Here is a 17527-nt window from a genome sequence, read left to right on the forward strand (position 1 = left end):
AACGAGACCGCAGGATGTGTCCAATCCGCAGGGAACCCTTGCAGACTGTTAGCGTTCACGGTTAGAGCCTACGTGCCGCTGCGCGAGAATGTCGAGGATCTTGCCTCCAGGCACGCGACTGATCGAAGAAAATCGGTGTGCAAGCATCTGCGGCACGGTGGAATTGCCGTACAAGCCCGATTCAACTGCTTCCAACACGCCGAGTGACCGCCCAAGACCAGGGTAAGCTTCCAGATCGAATCGCCGGTGTTTGAATGCATCAGTTCCCTTGCTTCCAAAGGGATAGGCAACGTTCACGACGAACAACCGTCCGGCATGCGTCTTCACGATGAGATCTTGGCCATAGTACGTGTCGTAGCCATGGATGCTCCGATTGGCTTCTGATTTCGGCGTGATGTACGTGAAGCGGATATCGTCAGTCACCGACAGCACAGTCCCATTTGGGATTGCGCCTGCCCGCTGCTCGGCAGCCACTTCCGGGCCGGATTCACCTGACGATGTTTCACGCGGTACACGATCCAGCGACTGCGCAAATTCCAGTACTGCCCCCGACTTCTGCACACCAAAAATAACGGGGGGTGGCACCTGAGCTGTCTCGGCCCGCTCGTAGATGTTGCTGATCACGCGCATGAGGGAGCGATGAAACCGCGCGCCCTCCCCGAAAATCGCGAGTGGCCCATCCATGACGAAGCCAAACTCGCTCAGCGCATTCGGATTCTGATCTTGCAGATAGAGCAGGTAGTGCAACAGCAATAGATGCTCGCAAAGGTTTCGCGTGCGTGAGACCAGCCCCTGATTACCCTGGTGATCGGAAAAAGCCTCGTGTAGGCGGAGGGCGTCGGTCGCATAGACCCGCTCTTGGCACCGAGGACAGGGAGCAGACTCCGTGTCACGGGCCAATCGCACTGGCTGATCGAGTCGCTCCTCAGCGCAGTCGGGACTCGGACAGTGGGTAACCAACATCTCCTCGGTCGAGGGGTCATAATTCGACAAACCGCCTTCGGCCAGGGCCCTTGCGGCAAGAGCTTCGTAGATCGTGTCCAACAGAAGACGGCCGTTAAGCCGTGTTTCTTCGGAAACCATGGCTTCTCTTAGGCATGCTCTAAAACCCTGCTGGGGCGAGCGGGCGTCACCACGCACAATGTTCGCGCCTGGAAACCAGAGCGTAAGTGCTGATGTATCTTGCTGAATCTTCTGCACTTCAAACGGATCAACGGTGGTCTCACTCAGCGCTTGAATTTGACGAATGCCAGCCAGATCCAACAGCACTGAACCTATACGAATATGCAGGATTTCACGACTTGGAAAATGCTCGGACACAGAGGACACGTACTCACCGCCGTCTACTGCGAGTAAGTGGTCGGGTATAAAAGAATCCGGTTCGTATGACTTGAACTGAGCGAGCAGAGAACTGGTGGCCTCAGGGTCAGGCCCTTCGATCGGTTCACAGCTTTTAAGGAACGCCTGAAACTCCGGATTCGACGCGATCGCACCCTGGCTCAGGCGGCCCGGTGGCTCACCCTGAAACGGCATTTCAATGCTCCTGGGCAGGCTTGGGTGCGGGTTCGAAGCCTTCGGGCTTTTGCTGGCGTTGGTAGAGTTGCTCCATTGTTTCTGGCTCAAACTTGTGCACGTAAACTGGCATCACAAACGGCGCCGATAACCGCTTGATCCGTACAAACCCCACATCTTGCGCCTTCTTGAGTGAGGCACCGAAGTCCTCGAAGTCGTAATACTTGCCCAACGTCCGGATCTCGTCGTCGTTGTTCAGATGGGACGAGATAATGTTCTCGGTATTGGACAGGATATTCGGCTGAATTGAGGATGGCTCCTGAGTGGCGTAGACCAGTCCGATGTTCGTCTTGCCACCCTCCTTGGCTACCCGCGGCCACGGTTCGTCCGGGTCGGCTTTCTTGCCGATCAGATTATGGGCTTCTTCAATGTAGATTAGGATCGGCGGCGGCCGCTGGGCATCCGTAAAAATGTCCAAGCTAAGCTGAAACAGCCCTTGCGCAATCCGCTCCATGAGCTCCTTACGCTCGCTCGGTCGCGACAGGGACAAATCGACGATCACGATACGGCCCTGGCTCAGATGTTTGTGTATTTCGCCTGCGGGGCTGCTGGTTCCTCGGGCCGAGTGCTGATTACGATAGCGGGCCAGCACGTTCGTGCTATTGATGGGGGTGTCGCTCTTGTTGCGACCGACCATCAGATTGATCATTGTCAGCACTGACTCGTCCATCCAAGCTTTACCGCTGCTGCTTCGCAAACCGATGTTTTCATCACTGTTACCACGCAGCTCGATTTCAGCCTTGCGTAATGCCACAAAAAAGCTTCGAGCATTGCTCAGTGGCATCCCCCGGCTCGGATCTCCGTAATGGTCCCGGAAGCCCTTCGCACGTTCTGCCTCATTCGTTGCGTCACCCAGCTCCAGAGCTTGGTAGGCTTGTGAGGCGGCCTTAGCACCAAGTTCAAAAGTTACCCGATCATCGCTCGGTGTCTTTTCATAGCCGGCCGCATCAAGCAGACAACGATAAGCAGCAAACTTGATTGCCCATCGCTTGCCTTCACCTCGGTCATTGGGCTGCTCTGACTCCAGTTCCATCTCCATGAAATTTTTTATATCAGCGCCGCCAAGCGACCCGTCGGCTTGAAGCGCTTCTCTAAGGGTGGTCAGGCCGATGTCCAGCGATTGATAGAAGTTAGGACGCAAATCGAAGAAGTCGCCCTCAGGCTTTCGGGTGCGGTACCGCACTACATTGTCTTCGAACACTTGGCTGAGTGCGCCGCGGTCCTGCTCATTGGCATTCGCATACTCGCCGTTCAAATCCAGTATCAACTGTCCGACGCGTCCTCCGGCTCGCATGCTCTCCAGCGCGATCGAACCAGCAAGCGTTTTGACAAGGTTCGATTTACCAGTACGAGTCATGCCGAAAACGCCGCAGCGCTTCGCCATCACATCGGCTGTCTGGAAACTCACCGGCACATCGGTGCCATCTTTTCGTTGTAGCCGGTTCGTCGAGGTGTAACGAACCAGCCCGAACTCAAATGCATCCGGCGGTTGCGGGAAGCCCATCTCTAACGTCTCACGACGAGCGTCTTCCAGCCGATGTGGATCGCAGTAGTTCGCGATCATCTCCAAGGCGTCGCCGGTAGGCTTGAACACCCGCATGGACGAAACCGAGAAGTAGTCTTCGATGTCGGCGCCATACGCCAAAGCCCCCTGCTCGGTCTGAAAGAACGATCCCAGCACCTTGCACGACAGGCCGGAAAACTGAAGGTGCGCATGGGTATAGGCATCCATCCCGTCAAGCGGTCCGGCATGCTCGGCCGTCGTCTTCGACCGGTGGTGCTCGATAATCGCTGCGACGTTCTCTGCTTCATGCTGGATCGGCGCAGGCCCAAGCACGCGCATCGCCAATACAAAGCGCGACATCTCGGGCTCACTTGAAAGACGGGCTGGATCGAAACTGGCCGCGATGAGAATCGCATTCTGTGGGATTCCCTGCACCCGCTCACGCCAGTGATCGTTGGTTAGGACCTCCACCCGGTCATAATTCATACGAATGATGAATCCAACATGGCGCGTCTCAGGAGCTTCGCCGCAGAGGCGGGCCAGCGGTTGCGCCCTCTCGACGATATTTTCAAACGTTTGCATAAATCAACTCGTAATGCGGAGAATCAAGCCTTGGCAGCTTGCCAATCCGCCGCTGGGGCTGCGGGGCCGCGTTTTCGATGGGGGCCATGGAGGCTAATGACCTGACCGGGCGAAGCGCCGAAAAAGCTACTCAGAATTAGCTCCCTAGCCCTGCCTCGCTTACTTCGTTCCACTCCCTTCCGAGAGGCCGCGCTAGCAGAGTAAGTCAAAGACGCTTCCGTCAAGCTCTCGCAGTCCGACCATAGCGAACGTGCCTGTGGCACATCGTCGTACGAAACAATCCAGTGTCCGGATAGTTTGCGGTCAACAAACTCGCGGAACCTACGATGGTCGGAGGGCCCGAAAACATGGTTGTAGAGCTTCTCAGCCTTGCAGAAAAATGGCGGATCCAGGTACCACAAAACTCGCTGTGGCTGCGCCGCGACCAGCCGACCAACCGGAGCTGAACTGGCGATTCGGTTATAGCTGCGCGTCCCTGCGTAAAGCACTCGCCGCTTCATCCGGTGCAGATCATCCAATCGGTGAAGTATTGCTTCGCGAGGAAAGCGGCAATCAATGGTGTAGGGGGAGGCCTGACGGCTTCCTCCGATGGGACCCGCCCAACGGTGTAAAACTCCCGAAAAACTTGTTCGGTTTAAAAATAGGCACTTGAAGGCAGCTTCCACCGACGTGCGGGGCGTCAAGCCCCGAACTTCGTGGAACTGGTCTAACGTTATCGGGGCCCTTTCAATCCATTCACAAAGTTCAGAGAATTCACGATCTCCTCCGAACACCACTCGCCAAAAATTACCGATTAAGGGGTCTGTATCGCAAAGGGCGATACGTTCCGTGTAACCCGCCTCCAACAACGCAATTGCTACAGCCGCGCTACCGGCAAAAGGCTCAATGAAAAGACTTAGCGGCCGCGTCAGATGAGCATTCAAAATATCAGCAATACTCCGAGCGAAGCGGCGTTTACCACCCGGATAACGTAAAGGCGAGATCAACGGCGGCGTATTTATTTTTCGTCGCGCGATGAATTCATGATTATTCATTCATTTTCCTAATTTCGCTAGACTTCGCCTTTAAACCTGACTTGTCGAACTTATTATTTGCAAAAAAAAGATCTGAATAGAATCTTCCCAACTATAAGGAGCGACTAAATCTCATTGCAGCACCCAGCGTCAAGTTGACAAGTAAAGGTAGTGCTTTGGCATGAATGAATCCTTTATCTCGGGGCACTACTCTCCCTTAGCGCTACCACGCTAACAGCTTTAATCTGCGCTTGTGCAATCGTTACCCCTCTGCTTGCGTTCAACAAACGGGTTCGGTCCCGTTAGCACGGACACTCACAAAAGGCGTCACAATGACCCAAAGGAGTGTCCATGTCCAAGCGAAGAAAATTGGCTCTTCTGACATCGTTTGAGCTAATCTTCACGTTAAAGCGTATAGGCCGCGGTTGGGTTCGGGCAGTGCGCTTTGCCGGATTTTGAGCTTGAAGTACTCGGTATCCAGCAGTCCTCGGGCGCGTTTCCGGATCATGCCGATGGCCACGTTGCCGGCCTCCAGCCGGGCGGTGGTTATGGGGTATTGGGCGTAGTAGCAGATGCCTTGTTGGTGTGTGCGCAGCATGGCCGCGAAGCGCCGCATCGGCGCCAGTCCCGTGGCCTCGGCTAGCGCGCACCAGTGCGCCAGGCGCTGGGCCATCTCGGTGTGCGTCGCCGGCGCCTGCCAAAGCTGTTGCAGTTGCTCCTTGAGGCTATAGACCGCGTGCAGATTCGTGTTGGCCGCCAGCAACTCGTCGAGGCGTTGGCTCTGGCGTTCACTCAGGCGCCCAACGTTTTTGAGCAGCAGGTAGCGGCTGCCGGTCAGCAGTGGCTTGTCGGCGGCTTGGGCCCGCTTGAATTCGGCCCGGCGCACTTGGTCGATGGCCTTACTGTAGTTGGCCATCACGTGAAAGCGGTCATAGACAATGGCGGCCTGGGGTAGGCTCTGGGCCACGGCGTTTTCGAACGCCGGCCACATGTCCATGGCCACCGCCTCGATGCCCGCGGCGGACTCGGAGGAGAGCCGGTCAAGAAAATCCTGTAAGCCGGCCTTGGAGCGGCCCTCGGTGACCCACAGCAGGTGCCCGGCCTCCAGGTCGTAGACCAGCGTGAGATAGTCATGGCCCTTGGCGCGCGCGACCTCGTCGATGCCCAGATAGCGCACCCCGGTGATGTCTTCTGGGTGCAGCGCCGGCAACTCAGCAGCCAGTGTGCGCGCATCCATGGCCTTGACCGTGCGCCAGGCCAGGCCCGTGTAACGGGCTACCGCATCAATCGCCATGTGCCGGCACAACTGACACACGAACCGGCAAAAGCGGTGGGTATAACCGCCGCCCGGATCGACGAAGTCCAGGCGCTCCATGCGCCGGTCCGCCGCGCCGATCTTGAGTTGGCAATACTCGATCTCAAGCGTCACCGCGCGTCCCCACAGCGGCAGATCCCGCACCCGGCGACGCAGCCACCGATTGACCGTGCCGCGCGCCCCGGTGCGGTGGTCCACCGGCACGAACCGGCCGTCGCGCCGACAATGCGCCACCAGCTCCCCGGCCGCGTCGTCCCAGGCAAGCGACTTGACGCACTGCCCGCGGAGACCAAGAATCGTTGCCGGGATGATTGCCGCCATCTACAAGCCCCTTCTTCTCTTGTGTAGGAACTTGTATTAGAACGAGTTTGTGGGCGGCAGTCATCCCTGTCTAGCTCACGTCAGTGCAGAAGAGCCAGAAAATTCAGTTTCGAGTTCAAGCGCGAAGCGGTTGAATTGACCCGCCATCCGGATGTCAGCGTGACCCAGGTCGCCCGCGACATTGGGATTGCTGCCAACCTGCTCAGCCACTGACGCCGCGAAATCAACCAGCAAGGCCGAACCGCCTTCGGCGGCACTGGTACGCCCCGCGACGAGGAGGTGGCCCGGCTCAAGCGAGAGAACGCGCGCCTGAAAAAGGAACGCGATTTTTTGCGAGACGCGGCCACATTCTTCGCCAGGGAATCGAGTTGAAGTACCAGGCGATCGATGCTGGCCGCGGCGACTATCCGGTGCGGCTGATGTGTCGCTGTTTGCGGGTCTCGCACAGCGGTTTCTACGACTGGCAGAAACGCCGGCCCAGTGCTCGCGTACGTGACAATCGCAGGCTACTGAGCCGCATTCGGGCGATCCATGCCGATCACCTCGGCGTGATGGGACGCCGGCGCATGCACGAAGAACTCGGCTTTGAGGGCGAGCGGGCCAGTCTCAATCGGGTCGCACGCCTGATGCGCCGCCACGGCATCTACGGCATCCCCGTGGCCCGGGCCTGGCGTTACAAGCCATCGGGGCTGCGCCCCATCGTGGCGATCTTGTGCTCGTGGCGATGCTCGTTGACGAACTGGTACTTCACTCGGGCTGTTGAGCGAAGTACCTCGCGGCCTTTTTTAGGATGTCGCGCTCCTCTTCCGTGCGCCGCAGCCGGGCGCGCAGCTTGAGGATCCCGCTCCTGGCCTCGACCAGCTCGTTAGCCTGCCGCTCGGTGTTATCCGGATTGACCGGTTTGACCCACTTGTAAAGGCTGTGGGCTGACACGCCCAGCCGCTCGGCAACATCGGCAACGGGATAGCCGCGGTCCAGCACCTGCCTGACTGCCTCGTCGGTGAATTCCGGGGTATATCTCTTACTGCTCATGGCACTTCTCCTATGCTCAATTCATAGGCCAGAAGTGTCTACGACACCCGGGGAAGTCCACTGTCGCAGAAGTAGGTCGAGGAGAGTTTTATTACTCAGCAGGGCGGTATTACCTGCAACTTAAGGGCGGCACCTGAAAGCTAGGGAAATTACCCCTTCATCACTGGAATGCCTCAAGCACAATTTTCTGAGTAACAAATTGAGTAGGCGTATTTTCGTGACATAAAAAAATCCATAGTGGATTGTTTAATAATACTTTTTTAAAACGACAAATTAGTTACTACATCCCGTAGGGAGCGCCATATAAATCATTTATATCAGATTGTTAGAGGCAGAGCGCTGCCTCCGGGCCGGATTCTCGCCCACATGCTGTCCGGTCGCCCCGAACCTGTCACTCGCAACGCGCAGTACGAGCGGCTCATGGTAGTGCTGCGAATGTCCCCCGGACATTCGGTCGTGGCTTACCCCCCGATATACGACATCTCTACCTTCTTTTCGCCGTCCGCCGGTGTTTCATCACCGGGCTCGCCACTGCGCAGTTCGGAGTAGCGATCCTCCCGGCGCCGCCACAGGCCGCCGAGGGCATCCGCCAGTTGCTCATCCGATGCGCCGCTGCGCATCAGGGCGCGCAGGTCGTAACCCCGGCTGCCGAACAGGCAGGTGAACAGCTTGCCCTCGGCGGACATGCGCAGGCGCCGGCAACCGCCGCAGAAAGGTTGGGTCACCGAGGCGATCACCCCGATTTCCCCCTGGCCGTCGGCATAGCGCCAGCGGTTGGCGACCTCGCCGGGATGATTGGGCGGCAGGACCTCCACCGGCCAGCGGGCGGCGATGCGGTCGACCAGTTCCCGCGCCGGCAGCACCTCGTCCAGCCGCCAGCGGTTGGCGTTGCCCACATCCATGTACTCGATGAAGCGCAGGATGTGGCCGCTGCCACGGAAATGCTCGGCCATGGGCAGGATCTGATCGTCGTTGGTGCCGCGCTTGACCACCATGTTGATCTTGATCGGGCCCAGTCCGGCGTCCGCCGCGGCGTCGATGCCATCGAGCACTCGCTGCACCGGGTAGTCGACGTCGGTCATCGCCCGGAAGGATTCGTCGTCGAGTCCGTCCAGGCTGACGTTGATCCGGTCGAGGCCGGCCTCGCGCAATCCGGCAGCCACCGCGGGCGTAAGCAGCGAGGCGTTGGTGGTCAGGGCAATATCGTCGATGCCCGGCACCGCGGACAGTGCCCCGATCAGCTTGTCCAGCTCCCGCCGCAGCAGCGGCTCGCCGCCGGTCAGCCGCAGCTTGCGCACGCCCAGCCCCGCGGCCAGCCGGGCGATGCGTTCGATTTCCTCGAAACTGAGCAGCTGCCGGCGGGCCAGGAATTCGAAATCGCGCCCGAACATTTCCCGCGGCATGCAGTAGCGGCAACGGAAATTGCAGCGATCCGTGACCGATATGCGCAGATCGCGCAGGCCGCGGCCGAGCCGGTCCACCGGCTCGTCGGCACGCGCGGGATCGAGACGGGGAACGGCCCGTGTCACGAGGACGCCTCCGCCTCGGCCGCTGCCACGCGTTCGCGGTAACGGCGCCAGTTTTCGGCGTAATCGCGGCCCAGCTCGTAGAGTACCGCCCAGCTGTAGATGCCGGTGCGATGGCCGTCATCGAAACACAGCCGCACGGCGTACTGGCCGACCGGTTCCACCCGCTCGATATCCACGTCCTGCTTGCCGGTGACCAGCGTCGGCTCGCCGCCGCCGTGGCCACGCACCTCGGCCGAGGGCGAGAACACGCGCAGGTATTCAAACGGCAGCGAGAACTCGGCGCCGTCGGCGAAGCGCACGTCCAGCACCCGGCTGCCGCGCCGCACGCGGATGTCTTCCGGCTCGGGCACCTGGGTGCGTTCGGTGGATGGCGTCTGATTCATGCCCCGAGTCTACGCCCGGCGGCGGCGCTCACCCAAACGCGTCAACCGCCGCTGACCGGGGGAATCAGCGCGAGATGATCACCGTCGGCAACCGCGTCGTCGCGCTGCACCAGGGTGTCGCCCTTCGCGCAGGCCGTGCGCGGCAAGTGGGCCACCATGTCCGGCAGTTCGGCCGCCAGCGCCTCCAACACATCGGCCACAGTGGCCTGACGCACCGGCAGTTCCACCCGGTACTGATCGCCGCAGATCGGCGCCAGTACGCCGTGTCCTTCAACCGTGACCTGCATCACCCACCTCGATTGTTTCCACCCGGGCCACCAGCATACTCACGGCGCCAGAGACGCGGCCAGTTCCGCCAAACTGGCCCGGTCGTGGATGTCGCCAGCGGCCAGTTCCACTCGGGTGATTGGCCAGCCGGCGAAGCGGCGGCGGATTTCCGTTTCGTAGTCGGCCTGACGCGCCCGCCGGGCCTGCAGGTAGGGATCGTCGCCACCCGCCGGCAGCAGCCGGTTCAGATACAGCCGGTCCACCGGAATCTCCAGCTCCGACAGCAGTGCCAGCAGCCGCGCGGTTTCCTCGATCGGCAACCGTTCGGCGGTGAGCACGCCGCGGAAGGCCGCATCCTGCTGCAGGCGTTCGCGCACCCGGCGGTAGCAACGGGCCCTTTCGCGCAGGCGTGTGAGCACCCGATCCTCGGTGTCGGGCTCGTGACCGGCCAGATTGCGCCACATCGACCGCAGGCCGGTGACCTTCTCGCGCTGGCGGCGCAGACCGGCAACCCAGCTGCCGAGCATGTCCGGCAGGCTCAGCAGTCGCAGGGTATGGCCGCTGGGCGCGGTGTCGAACACGACATGGTCGAAGCCCTCGCCCGCGTCCGTGATCAGGTCGCAGATGCGGTCGAACAGCGCCGCCTCGAGCGTCCCCGGCGCCTGCAGGGCCAGCGCCAAATGCCGTTCCAGCGCCGGCATTACCTCGGGGCTGACGCTGGTTTCCGCATCCGCCAGGATCCCGTCGACATAAACACGGGCCCGGGCCGCGGCGTCGATTTCCAGCGCCCACAGGGGACCCTGCACGCGGGTGGGCTGATCGGCGAGGTCCGCGCCCAGCAGGTCCGCGGTGGAATGGGCGGGGTCGGTGGATACCAGCAGTACCCGAGCGCCCTCTTCGGCCAGCCGCCAGGCCGTGGCCGCAGCCAGGGTGGTCTTGCCTACCCCGCCCTTGCCGCCGAACAGCAGCAGCGGCGCGGTCAACAGCAGATTCCGCCTACTGGCATGTGCTCCAGGCCCTCGCGGCGATGCTGCTGGTGGCAGGCCTCAATCAGGTCCGGATACAGCGCCAGGGCCAGGTAGTCCGCCGGCCCGGGCACCCCCATCGCCTCCAGATACAACAGCGTCACCAGCGTGTCCTCCTGGGTGCGGATCTCGCGCGCCAGGGCCGCCCGCCAGGGCGCGATGAACAACTGATCGTGGAAGGTATTGAGCGCCCGCCAGCCGCGTCCCAGCCGATCCCGCCAGTTCATGGCGGATCCGCGCCGGCATCGCCCCTGCGCCGCAGGGCGATCAGGGCTTCCGCGGTCAACCAGATCGCCAGGCCGAACACGGCGATATCCATGCCCAGCAGCAGCCAGTCCGCCTCGCGATAGAAGCTGATCAGATTGATCACCAGGGCCCAGCTGGTCATCGCCAGCAGGAACACCAGCGGCACCAGAGCGGCAGCCGGATTACGGCCCCGGGCCATCACCCAGACCGCGATCACCGCCAGCGCCAACCCGGCGGTGAGCTGGTTGGTGGTGCCGAACAGCGTCCACAGCCGGCCGAAGGCAAAGCCCTTGCCCTCGCCGCCGGGCACCAGGGCCAGGCCCAGGGGAATCAGCACCGCCACGGTGGTGAGCAGATTCACCCGGCGCGACAGCCGCTTTAACCCGGCCATTTCCCCGATTTCCTGCAGGATGAAGCGCTGCAGCCGCACGCCGGTATCCATGGTGGTGCCGGCGAAGGTGATCACTACCACCGAGGCGAACACCGCCCCCAGTTCCGGTGGAATCCCCAGATTACCCAGAAAATGCCCCACCCCGGTCACGAAGTTGCCCAGGCCGCCGCCGGAAGCGGCCCCGAAGTCGGAATACTTCTCGGCCCAGGCAGCGGCGCTGCCCAGGCCGGCAGTGCAGGCGAGGATTGCGGCCAGCGCCAGCGACCCCTCGCCCAGCGCCCCGAGATAGCCGACCGTGCGGGCATCGGTCTCCCGGTCAAGCTGCTTGGAGGTGGTGCCCGAGGCCACCAGACTGTGAAAGCCGGAAATCGCCCCGCAGGCGATGGTAACGAACAGGAACGGGAACCAGTGGGGCGAATCCGCCGCCAGATTGCCGTTGATCGCCGGCGCCGTCACCACATCCATACCCATCGCCACCCCGGCGAAGATCAGCACCAGCGCCACGATCAGCTGCTGGCCGTTGATGTAGTCGCGCGGCTGCAGCAGCAGCCATACCGGCAGGCGCGAGGCAATCCAGGTGTAGGCGAAGATCAGCAGAATCCAGGTGGTACGGACCTCCAGTCCCAGCAGGGCCGCGAGCCCGTCGATACGCACCGGATAATGCATGCCCACCGGAATCGCGGCGTAGAGCAGCCCCAGGCCGATCAGCGACGGCACCAGAATCGCTCGGCCCAGGCGGTACGCCCACTGGCCGATGAAAATGGCGATCGGAATTACCACCAGCGCCGGAATCACCGCCTCGGGATGGGCGACGAACAGGATCGCCATCACCACCCCGAACACCGCGTTGACCAGGGTGACCAGGAAGAAAATGATCAGCAGGAACAGCGTCGAGGCCCGCGGACTGATTACCCGCCCGGACAGCGTGCCGATGTTCTGTCCACGGTTGCGCGCCGACACCACGATGGAGCCGAAGTCATGCACGCCCGCGGCAAAGATGGTGCCGAGCACCACCCACAGCAGCGCCGGCAGCCAGCCCCAGTAGACCGCAATGGCCGGCCCCACGATGGGTGCCGCACCCGCCACCGAGGTGAAGTGATGCCCCAGCAGCACGAAGCGATTGGTGGGCACGAAATCCACCTCGTCGCGGAATTCGTGCGCCGGGGTGGTGAAATCGGGATCCAGGGCATAGACCCGTTCGGCCAGGTAGCGGGAATAGAACCGCCAGCCGAGATAGAACACCCCCAGGACCAGAACAATCAACACAATGGCCGGCATGGCGTCAGCCCTCCTCGTGCCAGTCATCGCCCGACCCGTTCCAGACCGGCTGGGCGAACGGTTCCACACTGACCCGGGCTCCCGCCGCAAGCTCGGCGCAATCCGCGGGCAGCACGATGAAACAATCGGCCTCGCTCATCGAGCGCAGCACGCCGGAGCCCTGGTGACCGAGCGGCGCCACGGTGGCCCCGTCGGTATCGAGGGTCAGCCGGCCCCGTTGAAACTCCAGCCGTCCCGGGTTGCGGCGGATCGGCGCGGCCAGCCGCGCCGGCATGCGCAGCGGCGGCCGCGGCCAGCTGCCGGCCAGCCGCACCAGCGCCGGGCGTACCAGCTGAAGGAAGGTCACCACCACCGATACCGGATTGCCGGGCAGCCCGAAGAACAGGGCGTCATCCACCCGGCCGAAGGCCAGCGGCTTGCCTGGCTTCATCGCCACCTTCCAGAAACCCACATCGCCGACCGATTCCAGCACGTCGAGCACATGATCGGCCTCGCCCACCGATACCCCGCCACTGGTGACCACCGCATCGCACTCGGCCGCTGCCCGCCGCAGGGTGGTTTCCAGGGCTGTCGGGTCGTCCGGCACCACGCCGAGGTCCAGCAACTCGACCCCCAGCTCGGACAACAGGGCATGCAGGCTGTAGCGATTGCTGTCGTAGATCTGCCCCGGCTGCAGCGGGGTGCCCACCGGACGCAGTTCGTCGCCGGTGGAGTAGAACGCCACCCGCGGGCGCCGGAATACCGACACCTGCGCCGCGCCACCGGAAGCCAGCATGCCCAGATCGGCCGGGGTGATGCGGCGGCCGGCATCCAGAACCGTCTGGCCACGGGCGAGATCCTCGCCGGCCGGGCGGATGCTGCTGCCCGGGTCGACCGGCCGCTCGACGATCACGTCATCGCCGTCCTCCCGGGTACGCTCCTGCATCACCACGGTATCGGCGCCATCGGGCAGCACGCCGCCAGTCATGATGCGCACGCACTCGCCTGCTCCCACCGGCCCGGCAAAGGGATGCCCGGCGAAGCTGGCGCCGATCAGGCGCAGGCGGCTGGTGTCGCCCCGGGCATCCGCCGAACGCAGGGCGAAGCCGTCCATCGCGGAGTTGGTGTGGCCGGGTACGTCCACCTGCGCGGTAACCCGCTCGGCCAACACCCGACCCAGCGCCTGCATCAGCGGCAGGGTCTCCCGCTCGGCGACCGGCGTCACGCCGGCCAGCATCCGGGCCCGCGCCCGTGCCAGCGTCAGTGTCGGGGCTGCCGGCTCGTCACTCATGAGCCCTGGGCGGCATCGCGCCGCGCGGCGTACGCAGCCAGTTGTTCCGGCGTGTTCACGTTCTCGAATGCCTCCGGCTGCTGGTCGAAATCGACGATTACCCGTCGCCGCGTATTCTGCCAGTCCGTGACCTTGCGTTGACCGGCCGCCAGCCCGGCGGCCAGCTCCCCCGCCAGCGCGGTCGACCACAACGCATGCAGTGGGTGCAGCCAGCCCGCGCTGCGGGCCACCGCCAGTTCCGCGTCCTCCGCCATGACCGCTGCGTGCAGCCGCGGGGCCAGATCAGGCGGTACCGCCGGCGCATCACAGGGCAGGCTCAGCAGCCAGCCGGTCTCGGCGGCCTGCAGACCGGCCAGCACGCCGGCCAGTGGCCCGGGGAAATCCGGCTCGGCATCGGTCACCACCGGCACGCCCCAGGCCCGGTAGGCGTCGAGTTCCCGATTGGCGCTGATCAGCAGCGCCTCCACCTGCGGCCGCAAGCCGTCCAGTGCCCATGCCGTAAGCGGCCGGCCGGCCAGTTCGATCAGCCCCTTGTCGCGGCCGCCCATGCGCCGGCCCGCCCCGCCGGCCAGCACCAGGCCGGTAATGGCGTCAGCCGCCGACGGCGCCGACATGGTCCGGGGCGCTTGCCGAGGCGGCGCAGACGCAGTCGGGATCGGCCGGCAGGCGCAACTCGCGCAGCCGGGTTCGGCGGGCGTCGAACAGCAGCAACCGGCCGATCAGTGGTTCGCCGAAGCCGGCGATCAGCTTGAGCGCCTCCAGCGCCTGCAGCAGCCCGATGATGCCGGGCGCCACTCCCAGTACCCCGGCCTCGCTGCAGGAGGGCGCGAGTTCCGGCGGCGGGGCATCGGCGAACAGGCAGCGATAGCAGGGCCCCCGGCCCGGGGCGAAAACCGACACCTGACCCTCGAAGCCCTGGACCGCGCCATAAACGCTGGTCAGACCCAGCTGCCGGCAGGTGTCGCTGACCAGATAGCGGGTGGCGAAGTTGTCGCAGCCGTCCACCACCAGGTCGTAGCCGCCGAGGATGTCGGCCGCGTTGTCCGGGGCCAGACGCTGCTTGTGCGTGCGGATGTCGATCTCGGGATTCAGAGCGATCAGCGTCGCCCGTGCCGAGGCGGTCTTGTCCCAGCCCACCCGATCGTCGCGGTGCAGGACCTGCCGATGCAAATTGCTGCGCTCCACCCGGTCGTCGTCGACCAGCCCCAGGGTGCCCACACCCGCTGCGGCCAGATACAGGGCCGCCGGGCAGCCCAGACCGCCGGCGCCCACCAGCAGTACCCGCGCCTCGGCCAGCCGGCGCTGCCCTGCCAGGCCGATTTCCGGCAGGCTGATCTGGCGGGCATAGCGGCCGCTGTCGAACGCGGTATCAAGCTCGGGCATCACCACCGGCAGCCCCGCAGCCTTCCAGGCCGAGAAACCACCCGCCACGGAACGAACGTCGTCGTAACCCAGCCGGCGCAGGTCATCGGCCGCCAGCAGCGAGCGGGTGCCGCTGCCACACATCAGCAGTACCGGCTGATCCGTGCCGGCCGCCAGGTCACCGATGCGCATTTCCAGATAACCGCGCGGCACCGGCCGGGCGTGCTCGGCCATGCCCTCGGCGGTTTCGCCGGCCTCGCGCACATCGATCAGCAGGCCGTCGGTGCCGGCCAGGGCGTGGGCATCGCGCGGGTCGATCTCCGGGATCGACTCGCGTAGCAAGGTCAGATGTCGATTCAAGTCCACGGGTTATCTGCTGTCTGCATACTGCGGGTTTGCCGGACTGCGATCGTAACGCGAACGGCGGCACGACCGCGTCGGGTCACTCTGTCAGGCCGCCATACACCGCCAGCACTCGCGGTGCCTCGCGCAGGCAGGTCAGCACTACGCGGTCGATGCCCTTGGCATTGCGCGCCACCGCTTCCGCCAGCGCCTGCGCCGCGGCCCGGCGGTCGGCATCGTCAACCTGATTGATCACGATGGTCAGGGGGATGCCGTCCGCGCCCTGGCGGGCGCCGTCTTCGGCCACGATCAGCCGCCGCAGGTGATCGACGGTCAGCGCGCGGCCGAGCTCTGCGCCGGTCAGGTCGGCGATGCGCTCAGGGCGATGGGCAATGCGTTCATCCAACGGGCAACCGATGGCCACGGCCGAGACCACCCAGAGCACCCGGCTGGCGCCCGGCACCAGCACCGGCTCGCCCGGGCGAGGCGCCTTGACGTGACGCATGCGGGCGCCGTCGGCCTTGACCAGGGTCAGGTCGAACCCGCCGAGCCCGTGAATGGCGGCGATCTCGGCGGGGGGCAGGCCCCGGTAGCGGCCCGGCTTGTCCGCCGGACAGGCGTAGGCGCGGATCATGCCCGGTGCCGACACCACCGCCTCGCGCAGGGCCGAGGGCTCTGCGACACGCGCGGCTGGGGCGAAGTCCTCCGGAAACGGCGCCAGGTGCACCGTCGCGGTCACCGCGCGCCGACCGGGCCAGGCGCGGGCGAGGGCGTACAGCAACGACTTCTTGCCCCCGGCCCCGGCGGCGCAGACGATGCCACCGGTCACCCCCAGGGCTTGCGCCAGCGACCAGTCGGTCATGGCTGCCACCGGGGCGTCATCGATTCAGCGTCGGCTGGTTCATGTCGGGCAGTGTCAGGGCGTAACATGGAGATTCGTTCGAGGCACCCGAAACCGGGTGCACCAGACTAGCGCGGAGGGCGCCAGGCAGCCATGAGCGATTCGCTGCAGGCCGACATCGAGGACCGGATCAACGGCTATCACGACGATCTGCTCGGCAGCACACTGGGCGACGCCCGGGTGCTGCGCGGGGTCACGGTTGACGATGGCCAGGTGAGCGCGCGGCTGCGCTTCGGCTTCCCGGTCAAGCGCCACGGCCCGCTGGTGGTGGCGGCACTGCGCCAGCAACTGCTTGCGCTGTCCGGCGTCACCGAGGTCGACATTGCGGTGGAAAGCCGGATCGAGCCGCACGCCGCCCCGCAGGGGGTGGAACGCCTCAAGCCGGTCAAGAACATCATCGCCGTGGCCTCCGGCAAGGGGGGCGTGGGCAAATCAACCGTGGCCGCCAACCTGGCCCTGGCGCTGGCCGGCGAGGGCGCCCGTGTCGGGGTGCTGGATGCCGACATCTACGGCCCCAGCCAGCCCCGCATGCTGGGGGTATCCGGCAAGCCGCGCTCGGAGGACGGCAAACACATCATTCCGATGCAGAGCTTCGGCGTGCAGTCGATGTCGATCGGCTACCTGATGGACGATGAAACCCCCACCGTCTGGCGCGGCCCGATGGTGACCCAGGCCCTGCAGCAACTGCTGAACGACACCCTCTGGGACGACCTGGACTATCTGATCGTGGACATGCCGCCGGGCACCGGCGATATCCAGCTCACCCTGTCCCAGCGGGTACCGGTCTCCGGCGCGGTGATCGTGACCACCCCGCAGGACATCGCCACGCTGGATGCCCGCAAGGGGCTGCAGATGTTCCGCAAGGTCAACGTGCCGGTGCTGGGCATCGTCGAGAACATGAGCCTGCATACCTGCTCGGCCTGCGGGCACGAGGAGCATCTTTTCGGCGCCGGCGGCGGCCAGCAGGTTGCCGACCGCTACGAGGTGCCGCTGCTGGGGGCGGTGCCGCTGGAGATCGGCATCCGGGAAGCCGCCGACGGCGGCCGGCCGAGCGTGATTGCGGACCCCGACGGCAGCGCCGCCCGGCACTTCGTGGGGATTGCCCTGCGCATGGCTGCAATTCTGTCGCGGCAGAACAAGGACTATGCCCGCAAATTCCCGAAGATCACGGTGGAAAACACCTGACGCAGACGG

General features: G+C 64.0%; 15 protein-coding genes and 2 pseudogenes. 2 read left to right on the top strand and 15 right to left on the bottom strand.

The window, feature by feature from the left end:
* Positions 1–48: 48 nt before the first annotated feature.
* The 4 genes from RM532_RS04005 to RM532_RS04020 form a co-directional block, all read right to left on the bottom strand.
* On the bottom strand, positions 49–1623 hold the full coding sequence (locus RM532_RS04005) for a hypothetical protein (RefSeq protein WP_311651973.1): 1575 nt from the start codon (positions 1621–1623) through the stop codon (positions 49–51).
* Positions 1535–3658: an ATP-binding protein gene (locus RM532_RS04010; RefSeq protein ID WP_311651859.1), complete on the bottom strand. Its 2124-nt coding sequence runs from the start codon at positions 3656–3658 to the stop codon at positions 1535–1537. Before RM532_RS04010 ends, RM532_RS04005 begins: the two co-directional genes overlap by 89 nt.
* A gap of 23 nt (positions 3659–3681) precedes the next feature.
* Complete coding sequence (locus RM532_RS04015; protein WP_311651861.1) at positions 3682–4692, bottom strand: DNA adenine methylase; 1011 nt, start codon at positions 4690–4692, stop codon at positions 3682–3684.
* Positions 4693–5071: 379 nt separating this feature from the next.
* The gene (locus RM532_RS04020; protein WP_311651863.1) at positions 5072–6307 is read right to left on the bottom strand and encodes an ISL3 family transposase; all 1236 of its coding nucleotides are present in this window, start codon (positions 6305–6307) and stop codon (positions 5072–5074) included.
* Positions 6308–6373: 66 nt separating this feature from the next.
* Between RM532_RS04020 and RM532_RS04025 the strand changes: the two are divergent.
* Positions 6374–6993 (top strand): annotated as a pseudogene (locus RM532_RS04025) (transposase); the annotation flags it as partial.
* Positions 6994–6998: 5 nt separating this feature from the next.
* Here the strand turns inward: RM532_RS04025 and RM532_RS04030 are convergent.
* The 11 genes and pseudogenes from RM532_RS04030 to yqeC all read right to left on the bottom strand — a co-directional run.
* Positions 6999–7339, bottom strand: a pseudogene (locus RM532_RS04030) (transposase); the annotation flags it as partial.
* 461 nt (positions 7340–7800) lie between these two features.
* On the bottom strand, positions 7801–8868 hold the full coding sequence (gene moaA / locus RM532_RS04035) for a GTP 3',8-cyclase MoaA (protein ID WP_311651864.1): 1068 nt from the start codon (positions 8866–8868) through the stop codon (positions 7801–7803).
* Positions 8865–9251 (bottom strand): gamma-butyrobetaine hydroxylase family protein, encoded by a 387-nt coding sequence (locus RM532_RS04040; RefSeq protein ID WP_311651865.1) that lies wholly within the window; start codon positions 9249–9251, stop codon positions 8865–8867. Before RM532_RS04040 ends, moaA begins: the two co-directional genes overlap by 4 nt.
* Positions 9252–9292: 41 nt before the next feature.
* Positions 9293–9538 (bottom strand): MoaD/ThiS family protein, encoded by a 246-nt coding sequence (locus tag RM532_RS04045; RefSeq protein WP_311651866.1) that lies wholly within the window; start codon positions 9536–9538, stop codon positions 9293–9295.
* Between the two features lie 39 nt (positions 9539–9577).
* The gene (locus RM532_RS04050; RefSeq protein ID WP_311651867.1) at positions 9578–10501 is read right to left on the bottom strand and encodes an ArsA family ATPase; all 924 of its coding nucleotides are present in this window, start codon (positions 10499–10501) and stop codon (positions 9578–9580) included.
* On the bottom strand, positions 10498–10770 hold the full coding sequence (locus RM532_RS04055) for a cory-CC-star protein (RefSeq protein ID WP_311651868.1): 273 nt from the start codon (positions 10768–10770) through the stop codon (positions 10498–10500). Before RM532_RS04055 ends, RM532_RS04050 begins: the two co-directional genes overlap by 4 nt.
* Positions 10767–12458: a carbon starvation CstA family protein gene (locus RM532_RS04060; RefSeq protein WP_311651869.1), complete on the bottom strand. Its 1692-nt coding sequence runs from the start codon at positions 12456–12458 to the stop codon at positions 10767–10769. Before RM532_RS04060 ends, RM532_RS04055 begins: the two co-directional genes overlap by 4 nt.
* 4 nt (positions 12459–12462) lie before the next feature.
* Positions 12463–13728, bottom strand: a complete 1266-nt coding sequence (moeA, locus tag RM532_RS04065) for a molybdopterin molybdotransferase MoeA (RefSeq protein WP_311651870.1) — start codon at positions 13726–13728, stop codon at positions 12463–12465.
* The gene (mobA, locus tag RM532_RS04070; RefSeq protein WP_311651871.1) at positions 13725–14342 is read right to left on the bottom strand and encodes a molybdenum cofactor guanylyltransferase MobA; all 618 of its coding nucleotides are present in this window, start codon (positions 14340–14342) and stop codon (positions 13725–13727) included. Before mobA ends, moeA begins: the two co-directional genes overlap by 4 nt.
* Positions 14320–15456: a molybdopterin-synthase adenylyltransferase MoeB gene (gene moeB / locus RM532_RS04075; RefSeq protein WP_311651872.1), complete on the bottom strand. Its 1137-nt coding sequence runs from the start codon at positions 15454–15456 to the stop codon at positions 14320–14322. Before moeB ends, mobA begins: the two co-directional genes overlap by 23 nt.
* A gap of 76 nt (positions 15457–15532) precedes the next feature.
* Positions 15533–16294, bottom strand: a complete 762-nt coding sequence (gene yqeC / locus RM532_RS04080; RefSeq protein WP_311651873.1) for a selenium cofactor biosynthesis protein YqeC — start codon at positions 16292–16294, stop codon at positions 15533–15535.
* A gap of 132 nt (positions 16295–16426) precedes the next feature.
* Between yqeC and apbC the strand changes: the two genes are divergently transcribed.
* The gene (apbC, locus tag RM532_RS04085) at positions 16427–17518 is read left to right on the top strand and encodes an iron-sulfur cluster carrier protein ApbC (RefSeq protein WP_311651874.1); all 1092 of its coding nucleotides are present in this window, start codon (positions 16427–16429) and stop codon (positions 17516–17518) included.
* Positions 17519–17527: the final 9 nt, after the last annotated feature.

The organism is Spectribacter hydrogenoxidans, from assembly GCF_031846275.1.
GTDB classification, from domain to species: Bacteria; Pseudomonadota; Gammaproteobacteria; order Nevskiales; family Salinisphaeraceae; genus Spectribacter; species Spectribacter hydrogenoxidans.